General features: G+C 39.8%; 18 protein-coding genes and 1 pseudogene. 10 read left to right on the top strand and 9 right to left on the bottom strand.

Annotation, left to right across the window (positions count from 1 at the left end):
- Positions 1-4: 4 nt before the first annotated feature.
- The 7 genes from H6G68_RS14940 (at position 5) to H6G68_RS14910 (ending at position 9,843) form a co-directional block, all read left to right on the top strand.
- Positions 5-1,978, top strand: a complete 1,974-nt coding sequence (locus H6G68_RS14940) for an ABC transporter ATP-binding/substrate-binding protein (RefSeq protein ID WP_190907347.1) — start codon at positions 5-7, stop codon at positions 1,976-1,978.
- 77 nt (positions 1,979-2,055) lie between these two features.
- Entirely contained in the window at positions 2,056-2,901 is an 846-nt protein-coding gene (locus H6G68_RS14935) for a nitrate ABC transporter ATP-binding protein (protein ID WP_190907346.1), read from the top strand.
- Between the two features lie 116 nt (positions 2,902-3,017).
- Positions 3,018-4,517, top strand: a complete 1,500-nt coding sequence (locus H6G68_RS14930; protein WP_190907345.1) for a NarK family nitrate/nitrite MFS transporter — start codon at positions 3,018-3,020, stop codon at positions 4,515-4,517.
- A 122-nt stretch (positions 4,518-4,639) separates the two neighbouring features.
- Entirely contained in the window at positions 4,640-6,838 is a 2,199-nt protein-coding gene (locus H6G68_RS14925) for a molybdopterin oxidoreductase family protein (protein ID WP_190907344.1), read from the top strand.
- A 280-nt stretch (positions 6,839-7,118) separates the two neighbouring features.
- Positions 7,119-7,577, top strand: coding sequence for a phosphate-starvation-inducible PsiE family protein (locus H6G68_RS14920; RefSeq protein ID WP_190907343.1), 459 nt, complete (start codon positions 7,119-7,121; stop codon positions 7,575-7,577).
- 16 nt (positions 7,578-7,593) lie between these two features.
- A complete protein-coding gene (locus tag H6G68_RS14915) occupies positions 7,594-8,046 on the top strand; it encodes a nitrate reductase associated protein (RefSeq protein ID WP_190907342.1) in 453 nt (150 codons plus the stop codon).
- Between the two features lie 426 nt (positions 8,047-8,472).
- A complete protein-coding gene (locus H6G68_RS14910; RefSeq protein WP_127051839.1) occupies positions 8,473-9,843 on the top strand; it encodes a PrsW family glutamic-type intramembrane protease in 1,371 nt (456 codons plus the stop codon).
- Positions 9,844-10,335: 492 nt separating this feature from the next.
- Here the strand turns inward: H6G68_RS14910 and H6G68_RS14905 are convergent, their stop codons facing one another.
- From H6G68_RS14905 to ndhM, 4 genes are all read right to left on the bottom strand, one after another.
- Positions 10,336-10,974 (bottom strand): hypothetical protein, encoded by a 639-nt coding sequence (locus H6G68_RS14905; protein ID WP_190907341.1) that lies wholly within the window; start codon positions 10,972-10,974, stop codon positions 10,336-10,338.
- A 151-nt stretch (positions 10,975-11,125) separates the two neighbouring features.
- Complete coding sequence (locus H6G68_RS14900; RefSeq protein WP_190907340.1) at positions 11,126-12,703, bottom strand: CHAT domain-containing protein; 1,578 nt, start codon at positions 12,701-12,703, stop codon at positions 11,126-11,128.
- Between the two features lie 137 nt (positions 12,704-12,840).
- Complete coding sequence (locus H6G68_RS14895; protein ID WP_190907339.1) at positions 12,841-14,787, bottom strand: protein phosphatase 2C domain-containing protein; 1,947 nt, start codon at positions 14,785-14,787, stop codon at positions 12,841-12,843.
- A 437-nt stretch (positions 14,788-15,224) separates the two neighbouring features.
- On the bottom strand, positions 15,225-15,581 hold the full coding sequence (ndhM, locus tag H6G68_RS14890) for an NAD(P)H-quinone oxidoreductase subunit M (protein ID WP_127051843.1): 357 nt from the start codon (positions 15,579-15,581) through the stop codon (positions 15,225-15,227).
- Positions 15,582-16,706: 1,125 nt separating this feature from the next.
- Here ndhM and H6G68_RS14885 point away from each other — a divergent pair.
- Positions 16,707-16,988, top strand: a complete 282-nt coding sequence (locus tag H6G68_RS14885; protein ID WP_016948939.1) for an Npun_R1517 family heterocyst differentiation transcriptional regulator — start codon at positions 16,707-16,709, stop codon at positions 16,986-16,988.
- Between the two features lie 813 nt (positions 16,989-17,801).
- On the opposite strand, the gene H6G68_RS14880 is transcribed toward H6G68_RS14885, so the two are convergent.
- Positions 17,802-18,497 carry a response regulator transcription factor gene (locus H6G68_RS14880; protein WP_190719914.1) on the bottom strand — a complete coding sequence of 232 codons (696 nt, stop codon included), beginning with the start codon at positions 18,495-18,497 and terminating at the stop codon, positions 17,802-17,804.
- A gap of 317 nt (positions 18,498-18,814) precedes the next feature.
- Positions 18,815-19,018, bottom strand: a complete 204-nt coding sequence (locus H6G68_RS14875; RefSeq protein WP_190907338.1) for a hypothetical protein — start codon at positions 19,016-19,018, stop codon at positions 18,815-18,817.
- Between the two features lie 185 nt (positions 19,019-19,203).
- Here H6G68_RS14875 and H6G68_RS14870 point away from each other — a divergent pair, with 185 nt between their 5' ends.
- Positions 19,204-20,109, top strand: a complete 906-nt coding sequence (locus H6G68_RS14870; protein ID WP_190907337.1) for an S-methyl-5'-thioadenosine phosphorylase — start codon at positions 19,204-19,206, stop codon at positions 20,107-20,109.
- Positions 20,110-20,316: 207 nt separating this feature from the next.
- On the opposite strand, the gene H6G68_RS14865 is transcribed toward H6G68_RS14870, so the two are convergent.
- The 3 genes from H6G68_RS14865 to sat all read right to left on the bottom strand — a co-directional run bounded on the left by H6G68_RS14865 (position 20,317) and on the right by sat (position 24,924).
- Entirely contained in the window at positions 20,317-21,444 is a 1,128-nt protein-coding gene (locus tag H6G68_RS14865; protein WP_190907336.1) for a tetratricopeptide repeat protein, read from the bottom strand.
- A gap of 67 nt (positions 21,445-21,511) precedes the next feature.
- Positions 21,512-23,641 carry a caspase family protein gene (locus tag H6G68_RS14860; RefSeq protein WP_190907335.1) on the bottom strand — a complete coding sequence of 710 codons (2,130 nt, stop codon included), beginning with the start codon at positions 23,639-23,641 and terminating at the stop codon, positions 21,512-21,514.
- Between the two features lie 101 nt (positions 23,642-23,742).
- Positions 23,743-24,924, bottom strand: coding sequence for a sulfate adenylyltransferase (gene sat / locus H6G68_RS14855; RefSeq protein WP_190907334.1), 1,182 nt, complete (start codon positions 24,922-24,924; stop codon positions 23,743-23,745).
- 834 nt (positions 24,925-25,758) lie between these two features.
- Between sat and H6G68_RS14850 the strand changes: the two are divergent.
- A pseudogene (locus H6G68_RS14850) lies at positions 25,759-26,448 on the top strand (RNA-guided endonuclease InsQ/TnpB family protein); the annotation flags it as partial.
- Positions 26,449-26,638: the final 190 nt, after the last annotated feature.

The following is a 26,638-nucleotide window of genomic DNA, read 5'->3' as shown; positions in this document are numbered from 1 at the left end:
CCCTATGAAGACTTTTTTAGAAATTGACCATGTAGACCGAATATTTAACCTCCCCGATGGTGGTAAATATATCGCCTTAAAAAATATTGAATTGAAAATTTCTGAAGGTGAATTTGTTTCTTTAATAGGACATTCTGGTTGTGGTAAGTCCACTTTACTTAATATTATCGCTGGTTTAGATCGAGCCAGTATTGGTGGTGTGACGTTGGAAGGTCGGGAAGTGAGAGAACCTGGTCCCGATAGAATGGTAGTTTTTCAAAATTACTCTTTACTTCCTTGGTTAACTGTTCGAGAAAATATCGCTTTAGCTGTGGATGAAGTCTATCAAAATCTACCTAAAGGAGAACGTCGAGGAATCATAGAAGAACATATTGATATGGTGGGGTTGCGACGTGCAGCTAACAAACGTCCTAGTGAATTATCAGGGGGAATGAAACAGCGAGTGGCGATCGCTCGTGCTTTAGCTACCCGTCCGAAGTTGTTGTTGCTAGATGAGCCTTTTGGCGCTTTGGATGCTTTGACAAGGGGCAATTTACAAGCACAATTAATGCAAATCTGTAATGAACACAGAATTACCTGTGTGATGGTGACACATGATGTCGATGAGGCTTTATTGTTGAGCGATCGCATCGTTATGCTTACCAATGGACCAGAAGCACACATTGGGCAAATTCTCGAAGTTCCTATCCCCCGTCCTCGTCAGCGTTTGGAAGTAGTTAACAATCCCTGTTATTACGACTTACGGAATCAAATAATCTACTTTCTCAACCAACAAAAACAAGCGAAAAAACGTCAAAAACAACCCACAGCACCAGCAATTATTTCTAACAACAACTTAGAAAAAGTTCATTTAGAAATTGGCTATATTCCCCTCACTCAAGCCGCGCCTTTAATAGTCGCCAAAGAAAAAGGTTTCTTTGCTGAATACGGTTTAGAAGTCAACCTCAACCCTGAAACTAGCTGGAAAGACATAGCCAAAGGTGTAGCAACTAGCAAACTTGATGCTGCTCAAATGGTAGCAGGTATGCCCCTAGCCATGACTTTAGGTGCAGGAGGTAAAAATGCGGTGTCAATGGTCACAGCCATGACCCTCTCCCGCAATGGTAGCGCCATCACTTTCAGCAAAGAACTACTCAACGCTGGGGTCAAAAACCTAGCAGACTTTCAAACTACCATCAACGCTGACTTAGACAAAACCCACACCTTGGGAATTGTCCATCCTGCATCCATGCAAAACCTGTTATTGCGCTATTGGTTAGCAGAGTCTGGAATTCAACCTGATGTAGATGTCAGTTTGATGGTAATTCCACCAGAAGAGATGCTAACCGCCCTCCAAGACGGGAAAATTGATGGTTACTGTGTTGGTGAACCTTGGAATTCTCACGCAGTTGATCAAAATGTGGGTTTTATCACCGCTATCACATCAGAACTTTGGAATGGACATCCAGACAAAGTATTAGGAGTACGAGAAGATTGGGCGCAGGAAAATCCCCAAACACATTTAGCTTTAGTAAAAGCCCTATTAGCAGCTTGTGAATACTGCGACGATATTCGCAACCGGGAAGAAGTTCTCACCTTAATTTCTCAACCTGACTATCTTGGTAGCAATTCTCTCCATCTTCGTCCAGGTTTAATAGATGCTTACAAGCATAATCATCATCAACAAACCCAAACTTCCCATCAGTTTTATTTCAATAAAGCTAACTATCCCGACCGTAACGAAATGCTATGGATTTTAACCCAACTAGCCCGTTGGGGTTTAGTAGCTTTCCCCAAAAACTGGGTAGAAGTAATTGATAGAGTTTGTCGTCCAGATATATTTGGTGCAGCCGCAAGAGAAAGAGGCATTTTAGATATTGGACGGGAAGAACCCATTCAATTATTTGATGGCAAAGTTTTTAATCCTTCAGAACCAATAGAGTATCTAAAAAGTTTGGAAATCAAACGTCAACTTCGAGTTGAAGAAGTATTTATTTAGTAGGGGCGGGGTCTCCCCGCCCTCGTTCGCTCGTTCGCCCATAATAATGAATTGTAATAATTTAGGAATATATCATCATGACCACAATAAACTTTAATCACAAAACCCAAAGCCAACAATTACAAACTCAGAAAAAAGAAGACTTTCTAGTAATTGAAGGTGTTAATAAAATTTACCCCACGTCCGAAGGACCTTACACCGTACTAGATGACATTAACCTGAAAGTACGTGAAGGTGAATTTATTTGTTTGATTGGACATTCCGGCTGTGGAAAATCAACACTCCTCAACATGGTTTCTGGGTTTAATAAACCTACCAACGGTGTTGTCTGGTTACAAGGTCAACCCATCACCGAACCAGGGCCAGACCGAATGATGGTATTTCAAAACTATTGTTTACTACCTTGGTTGAATGTTTTTGATAACGTTTACCTAGCTGTTGATGCCGTATTTCCCAGAAAAAGCCAAGCTGAAAAGCGGGCAATAGTCAGAGAACATTTAGCAATGGTAGGACTAACAGAAGCAGCCGAAAAGAAACCCGGTCAAATTTCTGGAGGGATGAAACAACGAGTAGCGATCGCTCGTGCTTTAGCCATCCGTCCCCAACTCCTCATTTTAGATGAACCCTTCGGCGCTTTAGATGCTATCACCAAAGAAGAATTACAGGAAGAACTACTGCAAATTTGGTCAGAACATCAAGTCACAGTTTTAATGATTACCCATGACATTGATGAAGCACTTTTCTTAGCAGATAAATTAGTCATGATGACAAACGGCCCTGCGGCAAATATTGGCGAAGTCTTAGAAATACCCTTCTCTCGTCCTCGCAACCGTCGCCGCATCATGGAAAACCCAGAATATTACAATCTGCGAAACTACGCCCTAGATTTTCTCTATCGTCGCTGCGCTCATGTTGATGAGTAATTGGCATAATTCGTAATTGGAAAAAAGCCACAGGAAACAGGTAATTCTTCCCCATTTCCTATCTCCATAAATAAGTATGGCTACGCAAGCTATTTTAAATCAACAGGAAACTTTAAATGCTAAAAGGATTATTTTCATTAAAAGGACGCTATCGAATTTTACATCAGACATGGTTTGCTTTCTTTCTCACCTTTGTCTGTTGGTTTAACTTTGCACCTTTCGCTACCACAATTGGTAAAGAATTAAATTTATTACCTGAACAAATTAAAACTTTAGGTATCTGTAATTTAGCTTTAACAATTCCAGCCCGAATTATTATTGGGATGTTACTGGATAAATTTGGACCCAGAATTACCTATTCCATATTATTGATGTTTGCTGTTGTTCCCTGTTTAGCAACAGCATTAGCCCAAGACTTTAACCAACTAGTTATCAGTCGCTTATTAATGGGAATAGTCGGTTCTGGATTCGTTGTTGGTATCCGCATGGTAGCCGAATGGTTTCCTCCCAAAGAAATGGGAATTGCTCAAGGTATTTATGGCGGTTGGGGTAACTTTGGCGCATTTGGAGCAGAATTTGCTTTACCAACAATTGCAATTGCAACCAGCTTTTTAGGTGGTGGTGGTTCTAACTGGAGATTAACAATTGCATTAACAGGAATTATAGCCGGAATTTATGGCGTAATCTACTACAACAGCGTTCAAGATACACCCATTGGTAAAGTTTACAAAAAACCCAAGAAAAATGGCTCCTTAGAAGTAACATCGATTAAAAGCTTTTGGGCGATGATTGTTTCTAACTTCGGGTTAATTTTCGCATTAGGCTTATTAGCTTGGCGCTTAGAACAAAAAAATATTCACTTCCTTACACTCAGCCAAATGTATATAGCTTGGTTGGCGTTAGCAGGATTATTCGCTTACCAAAGTTATCAAGCATATCAAGTTAATCAAGAATTACTAACTGGACAAAAAACCTACCCTGCAAATCAACGTTATCAATTTGGTCAAGTAGCATTACTAGAATTTACCTATATCACCAACTTTGGTTCAGAACTTGCAGTCGTTTCCATGCTACCTTCCTTCTTTGAAAAAACCTTTGGTTTAGAACACGTAGTAGCCGGAATGATCGCCGCCACCTATCCCTTCTTAAACCTAGTTTCTCGTCCTAGTGGTGGTTTAATTTCTGATAAATTAAAATCTCGTAAATGGACAATGACAATTGTTTCCGCTGGGATTGCTTTTGGCTATTTAATGGCGCACTTCATTAACAAAGATTGGCCTATCCCCTTAGCAATTGCTGCGACAATGTTTGCTGCTTACTTTGCTCAAGCAGGTTGTGGTGCAACTTACGGAATAGTCCCATTAATCAAAAAAGAAGCAACTGGACAAATAGCAGGAAACGTTGGCGCTTACGGCAACTTTGGTGGCGTAGTTTATCTCACAATATACAGCTTAACTGACCCATCAACCCTATTTGCCACAATGGGTATAGCCGCCATGATTTGCTCATTTATGTGTGCATTCTTCCTCAAAGAACCGAAAGATTCATTTGCATCTGATAATGAAACTGAAGAAGAAACAATTAATCATCAACCGATTTTAATAACCGAAGAATAATTATCTCACGCAGAGGCGCAAAGGTAACAAGACAAAGAAAGTAAAAACATCCTGAAAATCACACATTCCTCTTCTCTCTGTACCTCTGCGTCTCTGCGTGAAATAAAAAAAATATAACTACCATGAATGAATTCACAAAAACACTTTGTCCTTATTGCGGTGTTGGTTGCGGTTTAGAAGTTTCCCCACCAGCACAACATGGAAAAGCCACAAATCGAGATAGTGAAGGAACTCCAACTTGGCGGGTACGTGGTGATAAATCACATCCATCTAGTCAAGGAATGGTATGCGTTAAAGGTGCAACAATTGCTGAATCTTTAGATAAAAATAGATTGCATTATCCCATGATACGCGATTCTTTAGATCAAGAATTTCGTCGTGTCAGTTGGAATGAAGCTTTTGATATTATTACCCAACGGATGCAAACATTGCGCTTGAAGCAAGAAACAAATTCTATCTGTATGTATGGTTCTGGACAATTTCAAACAGAAGATTATTATATTGCTCAAAAATTACTTAAAGGTTGTTTAGGAACTAATAATTTCGATGCTAATTCCCGTCTTTGTATGTCTAGTGCGGTGGCTGGGTATATTCAAAGCTTTGGTGCAGATGGACCTCCTTGTTGTTATGACGATTTGGAATTAACTGATTGTGCTTTTTTAATTGGCACAAATACAGCAGAATGTCACCCGATTATTTTTAACCGATTAGCAAAATATCATAAAAAAAATCGTCATGTAAAAATGGTTGTGGTCGATCCTCGTCGCACTCCTACCGCAGAAGCAGCAGATTTACATTTAGCTATTCGTCCTGGTACAGATATTGATTTGTTGAATGGGATTGCTCATTTATTAATGCGCTGGAATTACATTGATACATTATTCATGGATGAGTGTACAAGCAATTTTCCAGCTTATGCCGAAGTAATTCGCCATTATTCGCCGGATGTGGTAGCTAGTCGATGTGGTATTAGTATTGAAGATTTAGAAACGGCTGCTAAATATTGGGGAAAATCGAAATCGGTACTTTCTTTATGGTCAATGGGTGTCAATCAATCTTCAGAAGGTACGGCTAAAGTTAGAACTATTATTAATTTACATTTAATGACGGGACAAATCGGTAAACCAGGTGCGGGGCCTTTTTCTCTCACTGGTCAACCTAATGCTATGGGAGGAAGGGAAGCGGGAGGTTTGGCGCATTTGTTACCGGGATATCGTCTGGTAAAAAATGAACAACATCGGGCAGAAGTTGAAGATTTTTGGGGTTTAGAAAGAGGTAAAATTTCACCTGTTCCTGGTTTAACTGCTTGGGATATGATTACTGGTTTGGAATCTGGAAATGTGGGTTTATTGTGGATAGCTGCAACTAATCCCGCTGTGAGTATGCCAGATTTAGAACGCACTAAAAAAGCTTTATTAAAATCTCCTTTTACTATCTATCAAGATGCCTATTACCCTACGGAAACATCAGCTTATGCTCATGTTTTGTTACCTGCGGCACAATGGGGTGAAAAAACTGGGATCATGACTAATTCGGAAAGAAGAGTAACGTTGTGTTCAGCTTTTCGTCAACCACCAAGAGAAGCAAAACCAGATTGGGAAATTTTTGCAGAAGTAGGAAGACGTTTGGGTTTTGAGAAGGAATTTGCTTTTAATAATTCGGCGGAAGTGTATGCGGAGTTTGTACAATTAACTCGTCAGCGTCCTTGTGATATGTCGGGTTTGAGTCATGAGGTTTTACAAACAAAGGGTCCCACTCAATGGCCACACCGAAAACAGGACGTTCTTATGCGCGGACGCGAGGACGCAGGGAAACGTCTTTACACTGATTTACGCTTTCATACTCCTGATGGACGCGCTAAGTTTGGGGCATATTATTCAAAAGGACTCGCGGAACCACCTGATGAGAATTATCCTTTTGTATTAACTACTGGGCGACTTTACGGACATTGGCACACCCAAACGCGCACTGGTAGAATTGAGAAAATTCGCCAAATGCATCCCCAACCGTTTATTGAAATTCATCCCCGCGATGCTGCGACGTTGGGAATTAGTGATAATCAGTGGTTGGAAGTGCGATCGCGCCGTGGTATAACTAAGTTTCCTGCTAAAGTTACAAAAGCTATTTCTCCAGGTACTGTTTTTGTCCCCATGCACTGGGGTAAGCTTTGGGCAGATGATGCTGAAGCTAATGCACTGACTCACTCAGAAGCTTGCCCAGATTCTTTACAACCAGAATTAAAAGCTTGTGCTGTGCAATTAGTACCTATCTCTGTAGAAATTACTAGCAAAAATTATCAAGTTTTGTCCTCACAATGGTAAGCTGCTTAATATGTTTCCTAAACTGGGAATTATTAACTTAACCTAATATTAATATTCAATAGTTATGATTAGGTTTTTTGATACATAATTTCCTAGGACTTAATCATGAACCAGCATCTTGGATAATAAAGTCTTAAATATAAATAAATACATTTTTTATAATCAGTCAATGTGGTTTACTTAGATAGTATAAATAGCCTTTCTTATCCTGTAGATAAATCTAGAGGATTTTTCTTTTATATTGATAGTTTTTTAGTTGATTTTAAACAGGGTACTTCAAATGAGTAAACTAATCAAACAATTGATAGAACTTACCAGCGATAAAAACTTCATGCACCTCATCGAAATTGTGGAGGTCATAGTTTCAAAATTGCTATCTCTACTGATGGTAATAGTAATTTTTGCGACACTGGCTGATTTAACAATTTTTATAGCTAAGGAGATACTTTCCCCAGCAGAAGGCAGTTTTAGTCAGGCATTGTTTAAAACGTTTGGATTATTTCTAAATGTTCTGATTGCTTTGGAAATATTAGAAAATATTACAGGGTACCTAAAAAAGCACGTTTTACAAGTTGAATTAGTTATTGTTACTTCTTTAATTGCAATTGCTCGCAAAATTATTATTCTTGATTTAAAAGTAACTGAAGGTATAGAAATTATAGGTTTAGGTATTGCTATTCTTTCCCTATCAATTAGTTATTTTATAATTCGGAGTAACAATTCTGGAAAAGAACATTAGAACAGGTTTGAATTTTATGTCCAAGTTATTTGAATTTGAAACAGAATTTGTTGATAATCTACGTTGCATACCGATGCAAGTACGTTACAAATTAGATACCTGTGGGATCAAACTCAGATTATCTGAGTGGAACCAGATGAATCTAGCAGAACGTAAAGCTTTAGTCGAATTACCCTGCTTAACAGCAATAGAGATTCAATCTTACCAAGAGTATCTACAAAAATTAATTTTAGAACTTACAGGTAAACCACCTGCCCAATTACCTATTGAATCACTTCCCCCTTGGATGGATGCTACAACTATACCACCTAGCCTTCAAGAGAAAGCACAAGAAATGGGTGTTACTATTACGTTACAACAATGGTTTGCTTTAACACCTTTACAACGTTTTTCTCTGATTAAACTTAGTCGTTCAGGACATGAAAACAAAAATTTTGCCTCAGCAATGGCAGAATTTAATCTGTTTTAGTAAATCGATTTTAGATTTTGGATTAACCTCATAGATAAACATAGAATATTGAATATAGTTTGCTTTATATCCCAATATAAAACATTTATTGTATCAATGTTTTTTGTTTTTTTGAACATAGATATAGTAATCCTCTACTGATATGGAAGGGAATATTTTATTGGTTCCCCTGACTAGAAAATGAGAAATCTTTCCTGCTTCTGGGTCAGGAGTAAAACAACTAATATTGTACATTTGTGACTTTCTTTGTTTTGAATTTTTAATTTTGTATTTTGAATTGGAGCGAAGCGACGGTTAGTGAAGCTATAGTGTATTTAGCAATAGCTGTGGCTGTTGATCTGACTAAGGTTAAATCTACTACCAAAAAATTTGATAGCTTAGGGTGGCGTAAGCCACAGAATTTGTATAGACACACTCACTAACTCGATGACAGGCAACAACGCAAGACATAATGCATTTCTGCGGCTAGTGTCTAGTAATGGAGTAACTTCTGGGTCAGAATCCCGCTACTCACTGCTTCCCACTAAAGAGATGGTCATTGGACGTGACCCCAGCTGCCAAGTTGTCTTGGATGCCATGATGTACCGGATGGTATCTCGTCGTCATGCGGTGGTTCGACCCCTTTCGTTATCTCCAGATAGCAGATTCAGCTGGGTGATTTGTGATTTGAATAGTGCCAATGGAACTTTGTTAAATGGACAACTGTTGCAAGGTTCTCAGGAATTGCACCCAGGCGATCGCATTTCTCTAGGTGCAGATGGTCCGCAATTCATTTTTGAGTATGAATTTCCCTCTCAACCAACTGTGATGTCAGCTAACCACGGGAAGGCACTACCATCTGCTAAAAATAAACAATCGCCATCACAGCATGATTCAGTTAGCTTCACACAACTGTTTCCAATTATTTCCACTGGGAAAGATTTAACACGAAAAGCTTACTTAGTACCGGGAATCCTGACAGTAGTATTTGTCGTGCTGATGTTTGCTACGGTAGGCAATCCCCAAGCAAATCAATTGATTGTTGGGTCTTACATTGCCTTTGCTGCTTACTACTTTGTGTACCAACTTTGTGGGAAACCGAAACCTTGGTGGGTACTCATCTCTATGGCATTGAGTACAACGCTGATTTTGCTTAGTCCTGTATTAGATTTTCTGATCTTTGTATTTCGCGTTATCCTTCCTGGAAGTTTGCCCTCATCTCAAGAGTCAATCACCTTCACAGAATTGCTGGTGCGGATGTTTTTTGGTGCTGGGTTAATGGAGGAATTACTAAAGGCATTGCCAGTATTAGGCGCTTATTTCATAGGTAACTCATTGCCATCACCTTGGCGCGAACGGATCGGCGTTTGGGAACCACTAGATGGTATTTTGCTAGGAACTGCTTCGGCGGTGGGTTTTACTTTACTGGAAACTCTAGGTCAATATGTGCCTGTGATCACCCAAAATGTCACCCAACAAGCAGGGGTAGGTGCAGGTCAGTTGGTGGGTTTGCAGCTACTGATTCCGCGAATTTTAGGCTCTGTCGCCGGACATATGGCTTACAGTGGATACTTGGGCTATTTTATTGGTTTAGCTGTTCTTAAGCCGCTGATGAGTTGGCAGATTCTCTCTGTTGGGTATTTAAGCGCTTCCGCACTTCATGCTTTGTGGAATGCTACAGGTTCAATCAATGCTTTGCTGTTGGTGGTAGTTGGTGTTTTATCTTACGCTTTTTTGATGGCAGCAATTCTGAAAGCAAGGGCATTATCTCCAACGCGATCGCAAAATTTTGCAACTCGCTTTCTCGAACCAAAATAAAACATTTCTGGGGTCATTGGTGATTGGTGATTCGATTTTGAATTTCGGATTTTGGATTGTATTTAATTAACTCCCATCTAAAATCTAAAATCTAAAAATCTTCCCATCTCCTCATCTCCCCAGTCCCTCACAAGTGTCAGCTTAATGATTTTCTATGCCTTAGGTTATACCAGCTTAGATGTTAGACTTAGATTTTAGTAAAGCAGCGCCCAGAACCAGCGCTTTCCTCCATAAGTGAGTGCTTAATCTGAAGGGATTGTCAAAGACTTACCGCCTCAGCTTTGGAGTTTTATATCTGTCGGCATCATTTGTCAAATTGGTATTAAATAGGCCAATGATGGTAATCAGTTTATACGTATTTTATGCTGAACCAAATATGAATAAAAAATGAAAATTCAGCCAGCGACTTTAATACACAGAAAAACAGAACTACAAAGAGTTGAAAATAACTATCGACTTAATTTGATCTCAGCCCAGTGATGAGAGAAAAATTTAGGATTCAGTCTGCAAGCTAGAGAGTTGTTTGAAGGCATAGTCAGCGATTGCTAAACTAACTTTTGCTTGTTCTATTTCTGATAAACTTGTCCACTCTCGATTTTCAATATTTTTGGTGACAAATACCAAGTTTTGTTGTTCGTTACTTCGCATGGCATAGGCAAAAGGACGAGCTAAGACTAGCAGATCATCTGTTCCCCAATTTGGTAGTAAAGCTTGCACACATTCCACTAGTTTATCACTAGCAGATTGTTCTAAAGTGATAATTTCCGCAGCTTTTTGGGCGATGGCATTTAGCCAATTTGAGGGTACAGAGGTAGAAAAAGCCCTATGTAAAGCGGATTGAAGACGATTAGATGGCTGTTGATCATGGTCAATTTGAGAATGGGCAACTTGAGACCAAATGTCATCTAGATGGTGATAAAAATTCTCCGCTCTGGTAGTCAGGTCTTCTGCTAGTAAATCCTGACACTCAAACTGCTGCTCTAGTTGGGAAAAATAAGCTTCTGATCCTTCATCAGCGGGATTCCAGGGATAAGTAGCATCTTCAGGTTGTAGTAGTGCTTCTAATAAATCTAAATCTACTGAAGATGGAAAAACAGAGCCGATATCTAAACCATTGATTTTATTAATCATGTTTCACCTCACAATTAATTGATTAGCCTTGTTGACAGCTACAACTTGAAGAATCAAATTTCCGCAAAAAACAATGATTGTTTCTCTATATCAAAAGTAGTGGATTGAACCCAATGCCGAGAACAGAAATTTTCCGGTTGAAATTATTCCTTTAGGAATTTTTAATTAAGAATTCCCAGGTTTCACCTTTAGCGTTGCCAAACTTTAATTGCATTCCCGATCTTAGAGGCACTTCTTCTCGGAGGATTTGTTGCCAGCCATTTGGACCTAAACACCAAGTTGTACCATAAGTTGATAAATCTTGCAGGTAGTAAGTTTGCACTGATGTAGTACCAGTGAGAGTATTTCGGCATAAAATTTCGGCATGGCGTTTGGAAATATAGAGTTCAGGGATGACAATATCATTATCCTTAGTGCGACCAATACGGGTGACACCAGAACGCAATAACCAAGTTTTACCTTCTGGTGAGAGCGATCGCAATGATGCTGTGGTTTTTGGGGAACCAAGTCCAGATATAGCAGTATCTGGTAATTCTGTAATTCCTTCATCAACACTCTTAATCAAGTCACCATTAAAATCTGGATGCAGGTAGAGAACTGGTAATGTCCAAGCCGGTTGATTGAACTTATATACTGTTAACAGTTCTTGCCTTGCTGCTGCCATTGCTTCATCAATTGGTTTACGCGATCGCAATGCTTCTGTAAAAGCTTGAATAAAACTGTGACTTTCTTGGTCAGCGATTTTATCCCGCATTGCTAATACCGCAGGTACACCATGACGGATGAGTACTTCTGCTAAACTACTGGCGGGTATGACTTGTTGATTAATTTTCGCTGGTTGCGCCCCCCAGCAGGCATTAAAGACCCCCAACTTGACACCTGTACGTGTTAATACTTGCGCTAATTCTATACCATTGAGGGTCATATCTGACCCCAAAAATAATAAACCACCATCTGGAGCAGGTAGACCGTGGCCAGCGAAAAAAAAGACATTGTAGGCTTTGGTTTCTAACTCTTGAATTAACTGTTGTGGAGTGGGTTGCAAGAGTGTCTTCACCATACAAGGCGCGTAAGCATTTTTTCCTAATGGACTACTATCTGACAATATTTTTTCGAGAATAGCCGCTTCTTGTTCTAATTGCAGATTGTCATCATGTCCTAAAACCAATAAAACATTTAAAGCTGGATCGGTTCGCAAATTTGGCAGAGGTTCAACTTCACTAGTAGTGCGACTGAATAAAATGTCTTGGGAAAGAGATATTGCCGATTGGCCAGGTTCACGCTGCATAATTTCCCAAGGCAGAGCAATGAGATCAGGGTCACGAATTTCTAAGCGAAAGCGCAACCGTTTATTCTGTCCCATAGCAATACCACGACTACGTTCTAGACTACCAAGAATTGACCCATCGAATACCCAACGCCATAAACTGATGCCCAGGTATTGCATCAAACGACTACTGTAAGGACTGGTGGATTGACCGACCACCGGTAAATTAAAATCAATGGGTAATGTATTTACTCCTGGTAATGTCGGCAATGAAACAATATCCAAGGGATTATGACCAGCAAACATCTGTTGCCATTCTTGCCAAATTTGACTAAGTTCAGTAGAAAAAACACAGTCACGCAAAACATAACCACTGGGATAGGGAGCTTTAACCACCCAAATAGCGAAGTTATCAGTGCCAGTATTTACCAGACGGGCGATCGCCAGATTCAGGCAGGACATGGATTCAAGAAACTAAACTTTAAGAACAAATAATTAACAATAAACTTAGTCCAGGCAGAAATTTTTACCTGGTAATTTTTTATTCGTTTATCACCTGCATTATAAGATAGTGTGGGATACCGAAAAGGTATTGTTCACTAAGGTGCAGGTGGTTGATTAACTGGTGGCGAGAAATCTTGCTGGTTTTCCAGGTTTGTTGGTTGTGGGTTTACAGATGGATTTACTGGATTAGCAATCGGAGGTGGTAGCTGCCGTTGGATTTTGATCCAATATCCCAGTGAACCAGATGCTAAAAGTACCCCCAGAAGAACTAGCAACTGTAGCGGTAATTGAGACGTGCGAGTCGGCTTGGTTTCTGGAATGACTTGAGTTTGCTGGTGAGAGTTTTCCAAAACTGTGCCGTTTGTGATTTTTTGTGTCAAATCTACCGTTTTGCTAGAGGAAATAGCAGGAATGTCCGCGTTGAGCGTAAAATTGGGTTCGGAGTATTGGACTTGATAATGTAATAAAGCGATGGTGACATTATCGTGTCCATTTTTGGTATTAGCGATTTCTATAAGTCGCTGGGCAACATCTTCTATATTTGTATCGCCAGAAAGAATAGGTAAAATTTCTGTTTCCCAATATTCTTCTACGCGGTCAAAATCACTCAAACCATCGGAGGTGAGTAGAAAAACGGCATCTTCATCAAGAATAAACCTTTGGGAGGTGGGATGCAATGAAGCGCTTTTGCTCATCCCTAAAGCTTGCACCAAAGAGCCAGAACCACTATGTTGTAATGCTTCGCGGTATACAGCATACCCTAACCGCACTTCGCGGGAAGCCACATCATCATCTAGGGTAACTTGATAACAACCTTGGCGCGTAATCCAATAGGCACGACTATCACCAATATGGGTGATATACATTTCGTGGGCAATGGGCAAAGCCATTACCAAGGTGGTTCCCATCCGTTGTCGCCCTTGACGATGTTCCGTGTCATTGCGCTGGCTAATTTTATCATTAACGAGTGCTACAGCCTGTTCCAAATCATTCAGTAGCAGTAAGGGATCGATGTTTTCATAAGGAACTGAGGTTAGTTCGATTACCTGTTGCTGAATGGTTTCAATGGCTAAAGTTGATGCTATGTTACCTCCTTCATGTCCACCAATACCGTCACAGACAATAGCTAAGGCGTTTTGCTGTGGTGGTTTACTGACAACGACACCAGTAGGGGGGTAACAAGCATCTTCATTACGTTGACGACTAGGGCCTGTGTTAGTTTGGGTGACAATTTTAATGGTGGTTTGTGCTGGAGAAGTGCGTCCAGTGCCACCTGTCCCTAATTGTGCTAGTCCTTGATCTAGAACTGTAATTAATTGCTCAGATGAGTTGATTTTGCCCTGAATTAGAGCATCACTAATTTGTTTGATAAATTCAGCTATGGCTGGCTTGGCATCCTTCAGCAGTGATTGCCAAAATTCTCCCAATTGTGACAATGTTGGTGCTGGTTCTGAATCCAAATGCAACTCCAGTAACCGCACTAATGCCCCTTCAACTCGCAATAAATTGGCATCTAATAAGCTGGAAGCTACTCCTTCGGTTAAAAGAGGTTGCCACAAATGAGCTAATTGCCAGAGCCAATTAATTTGCCGGATTGATGAGGCTTCACCCCAAACAGTGGTTAACTCGCTGCACAGATGTACTTGAGAGCTTATACTATCAACTAACAGAGGCGGTTTTTCCAGAAGTAATATTTCTGGCTGCAATTGTTCTTTATTTACAGTTAACACCCCATATATTTGCGGTATGTGTAAGCGGTAGGGAATTAGTTTGAGATAGGCTTTAATTTTCTGGAAATTATCTAGTTCAGGTATTTGGGGTAGTAAACCAGGCTTGAGATCAAAAATAATAGATTGACCAATGACTAGATAGCGATCGGCTAAAATTTCTCCAGGACTACCCAGACTTAAATTATCCCCCACAGCCCACAAGTAACGCTTGGGTAGTGGTGTGGAACATCGCTGGCAAAACTTGTGTGTCAGGGGGTTAGCAGCTTGACAATATTCATTTGGGCAGTAGAGCGTTGCCGCGTCATTTTCCATATTTGTCGCACCGATCAGCGATTGGCAATTTCTTCAACAGTATTTGCTGCGGCAATTTAGACCGCTTATGTTTTCGTCCTCAACACATCCAACTTTGGATTGTGATTTTAGCTGGTGACTAGCAGTCGTTGCTAATACTTATTACTACTTCACTTATCCCAATAGCATACTCCTAAGTCAACCCTACAGCCTCATCATAGCTTCTATTGCTCTGGGACTTTCTACCATCAAAGTAACTAAATTTCACCCTGTCAGCAAAGCTTGACTTGGGAAGATGGAAGGGGCTGAAAAGGCAGGGAAGTTGGATGTTCCTTGCAGCACCCTTACCCAGCCCTTCAGTCTGCTGTTTACTAGGGACTAGGGATTCTCACTTTGGTTAGTCCCTAAATTGTTGGTGAGTTACAAAATTTATAAATCACCAACAATAATTATTCCCCTTATTGATTTGAGTTAGCTGCAACTTGGGGTAGTCCCATGCTGTAGTTAGTAACGCGGCTAGAGAGATTGTAGCTAATTTCGCCTTTTTGCAGAAGCGATCGCAGATAATGCTCCAAGTCTGACCCAATACGACGCAAGTTATAATCTGTTAGGTCTACACCACTGGAGGCTTCTACTAGTTCATCAAACTTGCGATAAACTTTTTGCAGAGCATCTTCATTCCAGTTAAATTCATTGTCTGGGTCAACATCTAAGGTCAACACCTGATTACTAGGAACTAGTTCATCTTTGTCCATTTCAGCCGCAAAAATGCGAATATGGCGGGTTGTAGACTTGAGCAGCATCGGGTTATCCATAAAAAGGTGTAAGATTTCGGTTAATTACACTGCAATCATTTTAACTGCTGTGCTTGGGCTTAATTCCTCCAACTTACAAGCTGTGATTGCAGTTTTCACGAATTTTGGGAAATATTTAGTTTGCATTTATCAACATACTGTCTGGGGCGATTGCTGCTAGGGACAGAAAACTAAACGATTGAAGCAGGTTGTGCAGCTAGTGCTTCAGTTCAACTGAAAGAAAAAATTAACAAGGTTCCAAGCCTTTTCCTCCAGTATATATCAGGGAAGTCTTAATTCTTAACAGGCGGCAGGGTTGAAAGTCTGTCGGTATTTGAGTTTTATATATCCTTGACGGCAGCGTAAGCCATCACCTATGCCTTCCTTAAGGGATACAGGTATGACAATTAACTTACAAAAGTGTCATACCTTTAAAAGAAATTTATTACCAGTAACCTGTTCTCAAGTTCCAACTCTGAGTTAAATATCTACAAAGCGAGCAGTATTGACAGGGGGAAGAAACAAGAATTTTTCTTTTTGGCTGATGCCTTCTCAGTGCTGCTAGTAATCTTTAAAACTTGCTATCCTATTTGGTAAAATTCTGGGCTAAAATAACTTAATTCAGTATGTATGTGATTCTCCAGAAAGAAATTTTTACAATTCATAACTTTACCGATTTAGTCTCAATAAATTTACTGAGAAAAAAGCGTACATCTAGTAATTGTACTTATAATAGCCAAAATGACATATAGCTCTAATCAAATGACAAAACTCAGCGTTTATGCTTAAGTATATATACTTAAAAATTCATGATAAGTAAAACTGTTATTGACGTTTAGATAAAGTTGATGTAAAAACTTTTAAAAAGGTCTGGCAAGTTCTTACAGAAACTTTATTGTATGGAATCTTAAAAACTGAATAATAGTTTATGAGTAACATATGCGATAACTAACACAGGATCATCAAAACTGAGCCGAAAATATAGCTGGAACAAAAGCAGGGGGAGTTAAATCGAATGCAAATGTGATGTATAAGAAAAAATTCTTAATTCAAATACTTCTTTGTATTCAAAAAAATATAAAGAGTTTTTTTCCGGATATCTAGTTTCTCACTCGCATGAACACCAAGTAAAGGAATCCTCAGACTATGAACTCCAAAGCATTACCACGCCAAATAAATAATCTCGAAGTGGGTGTTTATGAATGCGAAATTCATCTCAAATTCCGGTTGATTGAAGAAAAAAGTCTATTGGGCGATCGGGAACAACTTTTGCAGGTGCTACTAGATGCGCTAACTGAGGGATCTGACGACTTTTTGGAGACACTACAAGCGTCTGTAAAAGCGCAGGAGGTTTCTGAGTTCAAAGCCTCGCCTCAAATGAGACGTCAACTGATGCGCTTACGGAACTTTGCTGATAATAGCCAATAACTAAAGCTGTACTTTTGAGAAGTAGCAAATTCTGATTCGGGCATCAAATAGTAAATTTATTTACGTTGTCCCCTACCTATTTGCTATCATTACTAGTCAGCTTGTATAATCAGACTCTACAGATACAAGTGAGAAGATCACCTAAGGGAAGTTCAAGCAAGTATCTACATCAGCCCTTAATAATAGTGCACTACCAACATACATGGATGTCTACTTAAGGCAGTCATCCCTTGCTTCAAATTTAGGTTAGGGTTGTTGAAAGTTTATTTTCCGATAAATTTCAACATTAGGAGGGTTCCGCTTCAATGATAAGAACCCACATATTATCTATTGTTAGCAAACTTCGCAGGGTGCATCTTCCCAATTTTTTGATCAAACCGTAACGCCAAAAACAAAGTTTTTTTGGGTTAAAAACGGATACGGAGTACAAAAATTATCAAGAAAATCAAGCTCTATTGTCAAAAATAATATTTTTTCGAGACTTGCAAATAACGAAGTCGGGCAAGATTTTTTTGGAGAGCAGACAATATTTCTGTACTAATGTTTTACATCATGTCTGGTTGATTAGCGCTAATTCCCGTATCTGTGCAAAAATCGGTAAACTCTTTTTCCTCTGCGGTTCCTTAATGATAAGTCTTTAGCCGAACACGATATTACATATCTAGTAGAGAGAAACAATAAAACTGACCAGCTGTATTTACCCTATGACTATTCGTTGCGCCCCACAGATCAACCCTGACAGCTGGTCACTTTTTTCCGACTTACTAAGTTGCAGATTTAAATTACAGGGGAGCGATGTGCCTTGAAAGAAGTTTAATTAGCCAGTCCATGTTCTAAAGCAAAACGAACTAACTCTGTACGACTATTAGTGCCGGTCTTACTAAATAAACGGCTGACATATTTTTCGACATTGCGAACGCTGGTTTCTAAGCGTCGAGCGATTTCTTTATTCATCAATCCTTCTGCTACTAAGTTTAAAACGCTTTGCTCTCTGGGAGTCAAATCGATTTTGAACGGCGGTGGGGAGTAAGAAATTGCTGTTCGGGGACTTAACAAATCTTTAATTTTGGAAATTTCCTGGGCTAATTTGGCAATATCCATGTTTTCTCCATCTTCACTTGCTGCTGGTGCTTGAGCAGAGCGACGGATCAGCAAGTTTTCGATAATTGCCACTAATTCATCAGGATCGAAGGGCTTGGGTAGATAAGCGTCAACACCAGCTTGATAGCCTTGAATGCGATCGCCTGTCATGCCTTTAGCAGTTAAAAATACTACAGGCATTGCTTGAAAGCGGGGGTCATCTCGCAGTTGTTTAAGAAACTGATAACCATCTACTTGGGGCATCATGATATCAGAAATCACCAAATCTGGTGTATTTTGCTGCATCAAGTCCCAACCTTCACGGGCGTTACTGGCAGTTTGAACACTGAAACCGCTTTCTTGCAAATACTCTTTCACGGCTTCCCGCAATCCTGGTTCATCATCTACCAGTAACAGTTGTGCTGACATTGAAAATTCCTTTAAGTGTACCTTTTTCTAATTTAGCGAAAGTTGAGAGATTTTGGGTACAGGAGATTGAGGAGAGTTAAAATAATTCGTAATTTGTAATAGTGCCTACGGCAGGCTACCGCCAACGTAATTCGTAATGGGGATTTAACCCCAACACAAAACTTGCTTATTTATAGAACTGGGGGACTTAAACCCACGGAACTACTTAAAAATTCCTGAAAAGCTTGTGTAATCTGCTTTTTAAATTGTCAATTGTAAATTTTGAATTTTAAATTCTGCCCCAGGTAGTATGAATTGAGACTTGTGCATTCATCCTCTTAATCTACTACCTTAATTAGTCCTCTCTTTAAGGCATCAAATACTTTATTAATTTGCTTCATATCATGATCGCTTAAACCTTCTTCATGTAAAAGGTTAGACATCATTATATATTGATCTTGACGTGTAATTCGGCGATTACTAAATATGCGTTCCAAGATCGCCTCTAAGTTAATTTGGGGTGATTTATCTGTAAATTGCATATTTTTTACCACTGCTTAATATAATTTTCATACTTATTAATTGCACAATAACAAAATTTGACTAAGTTGCCATTGGTAGCTTTACTTAAACAAAAAAAATTAGCTAATTACTACTGGGTAACTTTGTACTCTGCAAATTTTCGGTAAAATAACTTAGCACTTTAAGAATTAACAAACTTGATAGTATGACAATAGCACAAATAGGTATTATAGGTGGCAGTGGTTTATACAAAATGGAGAGCCTTAAAGATGTGGAAGAATTAGAGGTACAGACTCCCTTTGGTTCACCATCAGATGCTTTGATTTTAGGTACACTAGGAAAAACTAGAGTTGCTTTTTTAGCTCGTCATGGTCGTAATCATACGCTTTCACCTTCCGAGTTGCCATTTCGCGCTAATATTTATGCAATGAAGCAATTGGGTGTGGAGTACTTAATTTCAGCTAGTGCAGTTGGTTCTTTGAAAGAAGTGGCGAAACCACTAGATATGGTAGTACCAGATCAGTTTATTGACAGGACAAAAAATCGAATTTCTACGTTTTTTGGTGAAGGAATTGTGGCACATATCGCTTTTGGTGAGCCGATTTGTAAAAATTTGGCTAGTGTGGTGGCTGATGCGATAGCTTCTTTAAATTTACCAGATGTGAGTCTACACCGTGGCGGTACCTACGTGTGTATGGAAGGGCCGGCTTTTTCTACAAAGGCGGAATCGAATCTTTATCGTAGTTGGGGTGCAACGGTAATTGGGATGACAAATTTACCTGAAGCCAAGTTAGCCAGAGAAGCGGAAATTGCTTATGCAACTTTGGCGCTGGTGACTGATTATGATTGTTGGCATCCAGACCATGATAGTGTGACAGTAGAGATGGTGATTGGTAATTTGCAACGCAATGCGCTAAATGCTCAAAAAGTAATTCAAGAGACTGTGAAGCGGTTAAGTGAAAATCCGCCTTCTAGTGATGCACATTCGGCGTTAAAGTATGCGATTTTGACGAATTTAGATAAAGCACCGGCAGCTACTAAGGAGAAGTTAGGGTTGTTGTTGCAAAAATATAGCAGGAGTCAGGAGTCAGGAGTCAGGAGTCAGGAGTAAAACCCTCTTGTAGTGAGAGTTTCATTATCAATTGATGTCCTAACCACCCTGTCCACGGCTATATTTGTAAAGATGACCTCAGATTAGAAGCTTGGGGCTACAAGAAATAAGCCTACCTCCGCAGGCTAAATACTTTTTTGATGTTTTTAATCCGCCTGTGCAGACTTTCTTTATATAGCCCCGACTTTTAGTCGTTCGCCGCTTTTGCTACTGTTCAATCAATTTTTTAAACCGTTTATCGTCTTTAAGTGCATCAAATTCTGGATTATTTTTAGCTAATTGTTTATGCTTTTCTGGTTTTAAATTAACTGCTTTTTGGAGATTGTCTAAAGCTAAATCATAATTACCCAGCAAGGAATAACAGCGTGCTATATGATGCCAAGACCAAGCATAATCAGGACGAATTTCTAGGGCTTTATTATATGCAGATATAGCCTCATCATATCGTCCTAAATTTCTCAAAGCATTACCAAGACCATGCCAAGCTATATATTCATCTGATTTTAGGAATATGCCTTTTTCAAAAGAGATGATTGCTTCTTCATATTTGTGCAATTTTCTGAGTGTCCAACCGCGATTAATCCAGGCTGCATAAGAATCAGGTTCTTTTTGAACTACTAAATCATAAAAAGGTAATGCCTCTGTATATCGACTTTCAGCATAGAACGCGTCACCTTGCTTTAAATAATCATTATTACTAAAAAATAGCTGCGGATTTCCAGCTTTCAGATTTTCTAATTGAGTGGTCAAATCTTGAATTTTTTGCTGAATTTCTGGATGGATATAATCTTGAATTAATGCTGGTGAAGGCGTAAGTTCTGATAATTCTTGTAAAATTTTTTCTTTTTGATTTTGAGCGTCTAAAAAAAGATTTTTTAATTCTGATAATTGCTCAATAAAGTCTAATTTTAAAGTTTCTAATTCTTGTTTAAAAGCTGCTGTTTGTTTTTGCAGTTCTGCTGCTACTTCTTTCTTTAATTGTGTTTCTACTTCTGTCGTTAATTGCTGTTTTGTCTCCGCTACTAATTCGCTAATGACACTACGACGTAATAGCCAAACACCAGCCGCAGCCAAGATTGGTAACAAAGTCAGCACAACCAACAAGATATTCAGTATGGTTGTAGTTCTACTAAAAGCCCGATCTACTTCTTCCTGAACTCTATCGCGGATCTCTTTCTCTTGCTGTAATTTTTCCAGTTCCTTTTGCTGCTGAGTCGAAACTACTGGATTAGGTACAAGTTGGGGTGAGTTACTTGGCTTGGGTTGGGCTATAGCAATAGTAGCAGATAAGATCAAAAGGGCAACTGTTAATCCAACCAGATTTTTAATCCTCATGAAATCTTAGTAAGTGTAAATTTAAAATCCATTGTCATCTACACAACTAGAATATCCGATTCCGTGTTTACACGACTTGAAAACTAAAATTAAGACTTGCCCAATTATTCACATCTAAAATATAGGAGTCTGTAGCAGTTCCATTCATTTCAGTTTTGACTTGACTAGCGTTATGCAAGTCTTGCAGCAAGGCTTGGGCGACTTCTAAGGGATTAACTAATGGACTAATAGGCTGTTGGTCAGCAGTAGGATACTTAGCAGTTCTTAAAGCTTCGAGGGTTTCACTCAATGGTGAAGTACTAAGAATTAATTGATGTTCACAAAATAGAGGGCGTGTAGGTAGCATCCAGCCAATGGATGTATCACTTTGTGGTATCCTCCGAGTCTGGCCAGGGGCAATGACTATTTCTTGTAAATAAGGTTTGCTGTCTGAGACTTCTTCGGGGGCGATTTGCCAAGGGTAAAAAGAAATCGCACTTTTAGTATTATTTAACCCTATCAGTATTAAATATATAGAGCGATCGCTCAAATTTTCCACTCGGTACTGCATTCGACTCCCGGTAGGAACGGTGGGAATGCCTTTTCCTGGAGTTGTAAATGCTTTGTTAGTAGCAGTTTCCCCACTCCGACTGCGCCCGGTTTCCCGTTGCATAACTACACGTGTTGAGATATTGTTAATAATCTCTAAAGTCCCTTTCACTGGTAAGCGGGAAGAACCTTCATTTTCTGTCAGCCGCCATAACTTTGCAGCTAACAGTGTGGAAAATTGCGGTTTTAATCGCTGTACTGCTACTTTTACAGCTTCTCCAGCTTCCCCAGCAGTATTGAGAATTAGTTCACCACCGACAGAAAAAAGACCATAACGGCTAGGAGTTTGTTGCAGTTTACCAAATACATAATTTGCTGGCTGTTCTGCTGCTATGTTGGCAATGCGGGTAATTGCCGCAAAGGCGCTGGTTGCGTCTACTCGCTCAATTCTTTCTAACTCAGTATCTAAGGCTACGGTTAAATTAATATTTCTCGGTAATACGCGTACTGCTTCTTGGACAAGTTGTCCTACTTGTAGCGTGGTAGTAGGTTCTAGAGATATTTGTGCTTTTGCGGTTAATCCCGTTCGTGACTTTAATATTAGTTGTTCTCCAGTAGCTAGAGTTAATCGAGAATTAACACCGTAGTATTCTAGAACCTGCGGGGGTAAGCCAGCTAACCATAACTGGACTGTTTTACCGTCTTCATCTACATCTGTGACAACTGCTTCCGCACCGCTGCTTTCTAGGGGGAGATGATCCACAATCAAAGCAGTTTGAGGATTTTTTTGCTCACTCAATAAACCGGGCTGCTGTTGAATACCGAGTTTGTAAATAGAACTACTCACATGAGAAAGAAGAATTTGAATAGTTGTGGCTGGGGTAGCTTCCCACAGATATTGAGTCAAAGCATAGGTAAATAATCCGGCACTAAAGCCAGAAAAAAGCAATTCTCCAGCTTGCTGATTTTCGTCAGAGGTGGCTTTCAGGACAATAGCATTGTTGGCGGCTGAGTTCTGGGTTTTGAGTTGTTGGAGAAACTCCAGTTCTTCGACTGCTAACTTTGCAACTGGTAATTCTGGACGGGTGCGAATTCGCCAACTTGAGGGCTGTGATGTAGTTGGAGCATAGTAACTAGTATCTAATACTGCGGTTACTTTGTCGCTGGGGAGCGATCGCAATAATAATAAAAGTGTTTCTTCTAATAAATAGTTGACAACGCGCCTGTTTTGGATATTTTTTTCATCAACTGGGATAAGGGCATTCTGCACAGTCTCTGGCAAAGTCCCCAATTTCACACGACTGCCATAACCACTAAAGTGGAATACAACCACATCTCCAGCTTTTGCTTGCTTACCCAAATGATCGAAAAAAGCCGCTTCAATAAATTCTCGGCTGGCTTGTTCCTCAGTTAAGGTGAGAATATCTGAAGCTGCAAAGCCAAAACGGTGAATCAAAAGTTCCCTTTGCAATTCCACATCAGTCAGACAACCACCCAAGGCGGGACTGTGTGGATATTTATTAATGCCTATTAATAACGCCAACTTCCGAGGGCTGGGTTGTGCTAAAGCTTGATAATAGCGATCGCCCAAAGTCAACCACTCAGCCTCAGTCAATCCCAGTACCGCCAGTAAGCGGCTTATTCGTTCTAAAAACGCACGCCGTTTCATAATTAGCTATCAGCCATCAGCCCATCAGCATAATAGCTTAAAGGGCTGAAATCTGTAGAGTAAAGTTTCTGATGATACTTTTTGCTAATTCCTAGTCAGTTTTAAGCTAATACTGCTGGAACACGCATTGCCCTTGTTAACTCTGCTGCTACTTCAGGACGAGAAAATTCTGGTGGGGGTAATTCACCACGACGTAGCATTTCCCGGACTTTTGTCCCCGACAGGTGAACCCGTTCCTCTGGTTTGCTAGGACTGGTTTTAGTTGTCGCCATTTGTTTGGTGCGTGTGCAATAAAAAGCGTGTTCAAACTTCATTGGCACAATGCCCAATTCATCAGGCGCAAACTCATCAAAGATATATTGAGCATCATAAGTGCCGTAGTAGTCACCTACACCAGCATGATCTCGACCAACTATAAAATGTGTACAGCCGTAATTCTTGCGAACTAAAGCATGGAAAATTGCTTCTCTTGGCCCAGCATAACGCATCGCCGCTGGATTAATAGCCAAAATGACTCTATCTAAAGGGTAATAATGTTCTATCAAAATTTCATAGCAACGCATCCGCACATCAGCGGCGATGTCGTCTTCTTTAGTCGCTCCCACTAATGGGTGTAAAAATAGACCATCTACAGTTTCTAAGGCGCACTTTTGAATATATTCATGGGCGCGGTGGATAGGGTTGCGAGTCTGGAAACCAACTATAGTTTTCCAACCCTTCTCCTTAAACATTTCCCGTGAAGCGGCGGGATCAATTTGATAGCTGGGAAAATGAGGGTGGGAATCACGTTGTAATAACCAGATATCACCTGCAAGATTGACAGAACCTTGATTGTAGACTACCTGCACACCGGGATGTTTAGCATCATCAGTGCGATAAACATTGATAGCTTCGTGTTTTTTATCGTAGGTATATTTTTCGGTAAGTTCTAAAACCCCAATAAATTCGCCATCAGGGTTATCCAAACGCACTAAACCACCTTCTGTCAAAGGGGTTGCAACTTCTTCTGTAACAGATAGTGTAATTGGTATTGACCAGACAAGACCGTTAGCCAGCCGCATTTCTGCTACTACTCGGTTGTAGTCTTCTTGGTTCATAAAACCTGTGAGCGGACTAAAACCACCGATTGCAATCATTTCTAAATCAGAAACGGCTCGCTCATCCAGTGTAACTCTTGGCAAAAAGTCGGCTTTGGAGAGAAATGTTTCCTTTTGTGCGGGTGTAGCAACCCGGTTAACCAACTCTCCACCGTGGGGGGCAATGGCATCTTGATGGTAACTCAACGTGATTCTTTCCCTATAATTGTTGCGAACTATGTATTAATTTATCAAATTGTTGGTACATATAGTACAAATTCTTAAAACTTTTTGTTAATTGCCGGTCGGGAAAAGTGAGATTCGGAAGAGTAAATGTATATTTAATTACGCTGCTAGGATTCGCTGCTGCTATAGCAATCTTATCCAGTGGCATAAATGGCACAATTAAAATAATTCGTAATAGTGCCTACGGCAGGCTAGCGCCAACGTAATTCGTAATTCGTAATTCGTAATAAAGTTTTGCAACAGGGATTTAGAACCCGACACAAAACTTGCTGCCTGTAGAGGCAGGGGAATTAAACCCCCAGAATTGGTTAACAATTAAAAATTGAAGACCGTTGCAGTAGGGGACACTTACCCCAACTCAACTGAGATAGGACTTACGCAAAACAGAACTAAAGTAGCGGTAATTCATGAATTACCGCTACACAGGAATAAGGTTTTCAGTCACATCTTGCGTAAGTCCTATGAGACTAAGTGTAGATATAGGGGTCTTAAACTCTTGAATTTACGATAAATTGTCCGAGTTTCTGCTAAATATTCTCGTCATTTATCAGATTTAATCTAATAGGATTTTTGACTATCTGTAAGATTCAATTTACCATTTATAAGGAAAATGCCGAAAACCCTTGAAGGTGCGTCCGACTCAGGAGGACACACCTGTGCTGTCTTCCAAGGGATGTAGCTTGCTTCCCGAAGGGTAGGCTAGTTGCAGGATTTATCCTGCCCTGACCTTTTGTATATATTGTATAATAAATAATTGTCGAAACCAAATAAAGTTGATTGTTAAAAGTTAAATCAATGCTAGTCCTAGAATACAAAGTTAAAGGGAAACAACATCAATACAACGCCATAGACGATGCTATCCGTACCACCCAATTCATTCGCAATAAAGCGATAAGATATTGGATGGATGCACCACGCGAGCTAAAAATTGATAAGTTTACCCTGAATAAGTATTCAACAGAACTACGCTCATATTTTAGCTTTGCTGCTGAATTAAACTCAATGGCAGTACAATCGGCCGCAGAAAGAGGATGGTCTGCTATATCAAGGTTTTACGACAACACTTCGACAAAGCTCAGTGACCATTGTAAATCTAAAAAATCTGGGAAAAAAGGTTTCCCAAAATTTCAAAAAAACTGTCGTTCCGTTGAATATAAAACATCGGGATGGAAATTACACAAAACCAAGAGACGTATTACCTTTACTGACAAGAAAGGTATTGGTGAACTCAAAATATTAGGGAAATGGGATATTCAATCCTACGACCTTAAAGATATTAAACGAGTGCGTTTAATCCGGCGTGCCGATGGATATTATCCACAGTTTTGTGTGGGAATTGATGTTGTAGATATTCAAGCAAAAACGGGTAATGAAATCGGTTTAGATGTTGGTACAGAGTCGTTTTATACCGATTCTAATGGACATCACGAACCCAATCCTCAGTTTTTGAGAAAAGCTGAAAAATCAATCAAACATTCTCAAAAGTTGAAACCGCTACTCTGCTTGGTGCAAGCCTGGTCGAGCAAGTTTTGACGGGGAATGTAGAATCCCCGCGTCTTTAGACCGGGGAGTGTCAAAATAGCAGTTTCATGTAATTCTGCAATAGATATAGGAATCCTATTTGAGTTTTGTGAAAGTGCCTGCGCTTTGCACTTACAAAACGACCTACTCATCT

Source organism: Anabaena catenula FACHB-362 (assembly GCF_014698735.1).
Lineage (GTDB): Bacteria > Cyanobacteriota > Cyanobacteriia > Cyanobacteriales > Nostocaceae > Anabaena > Anabaena variabilis_A.
This window is presented reverse-complemented; position numbering and strand designations above follow the sequence as displayed.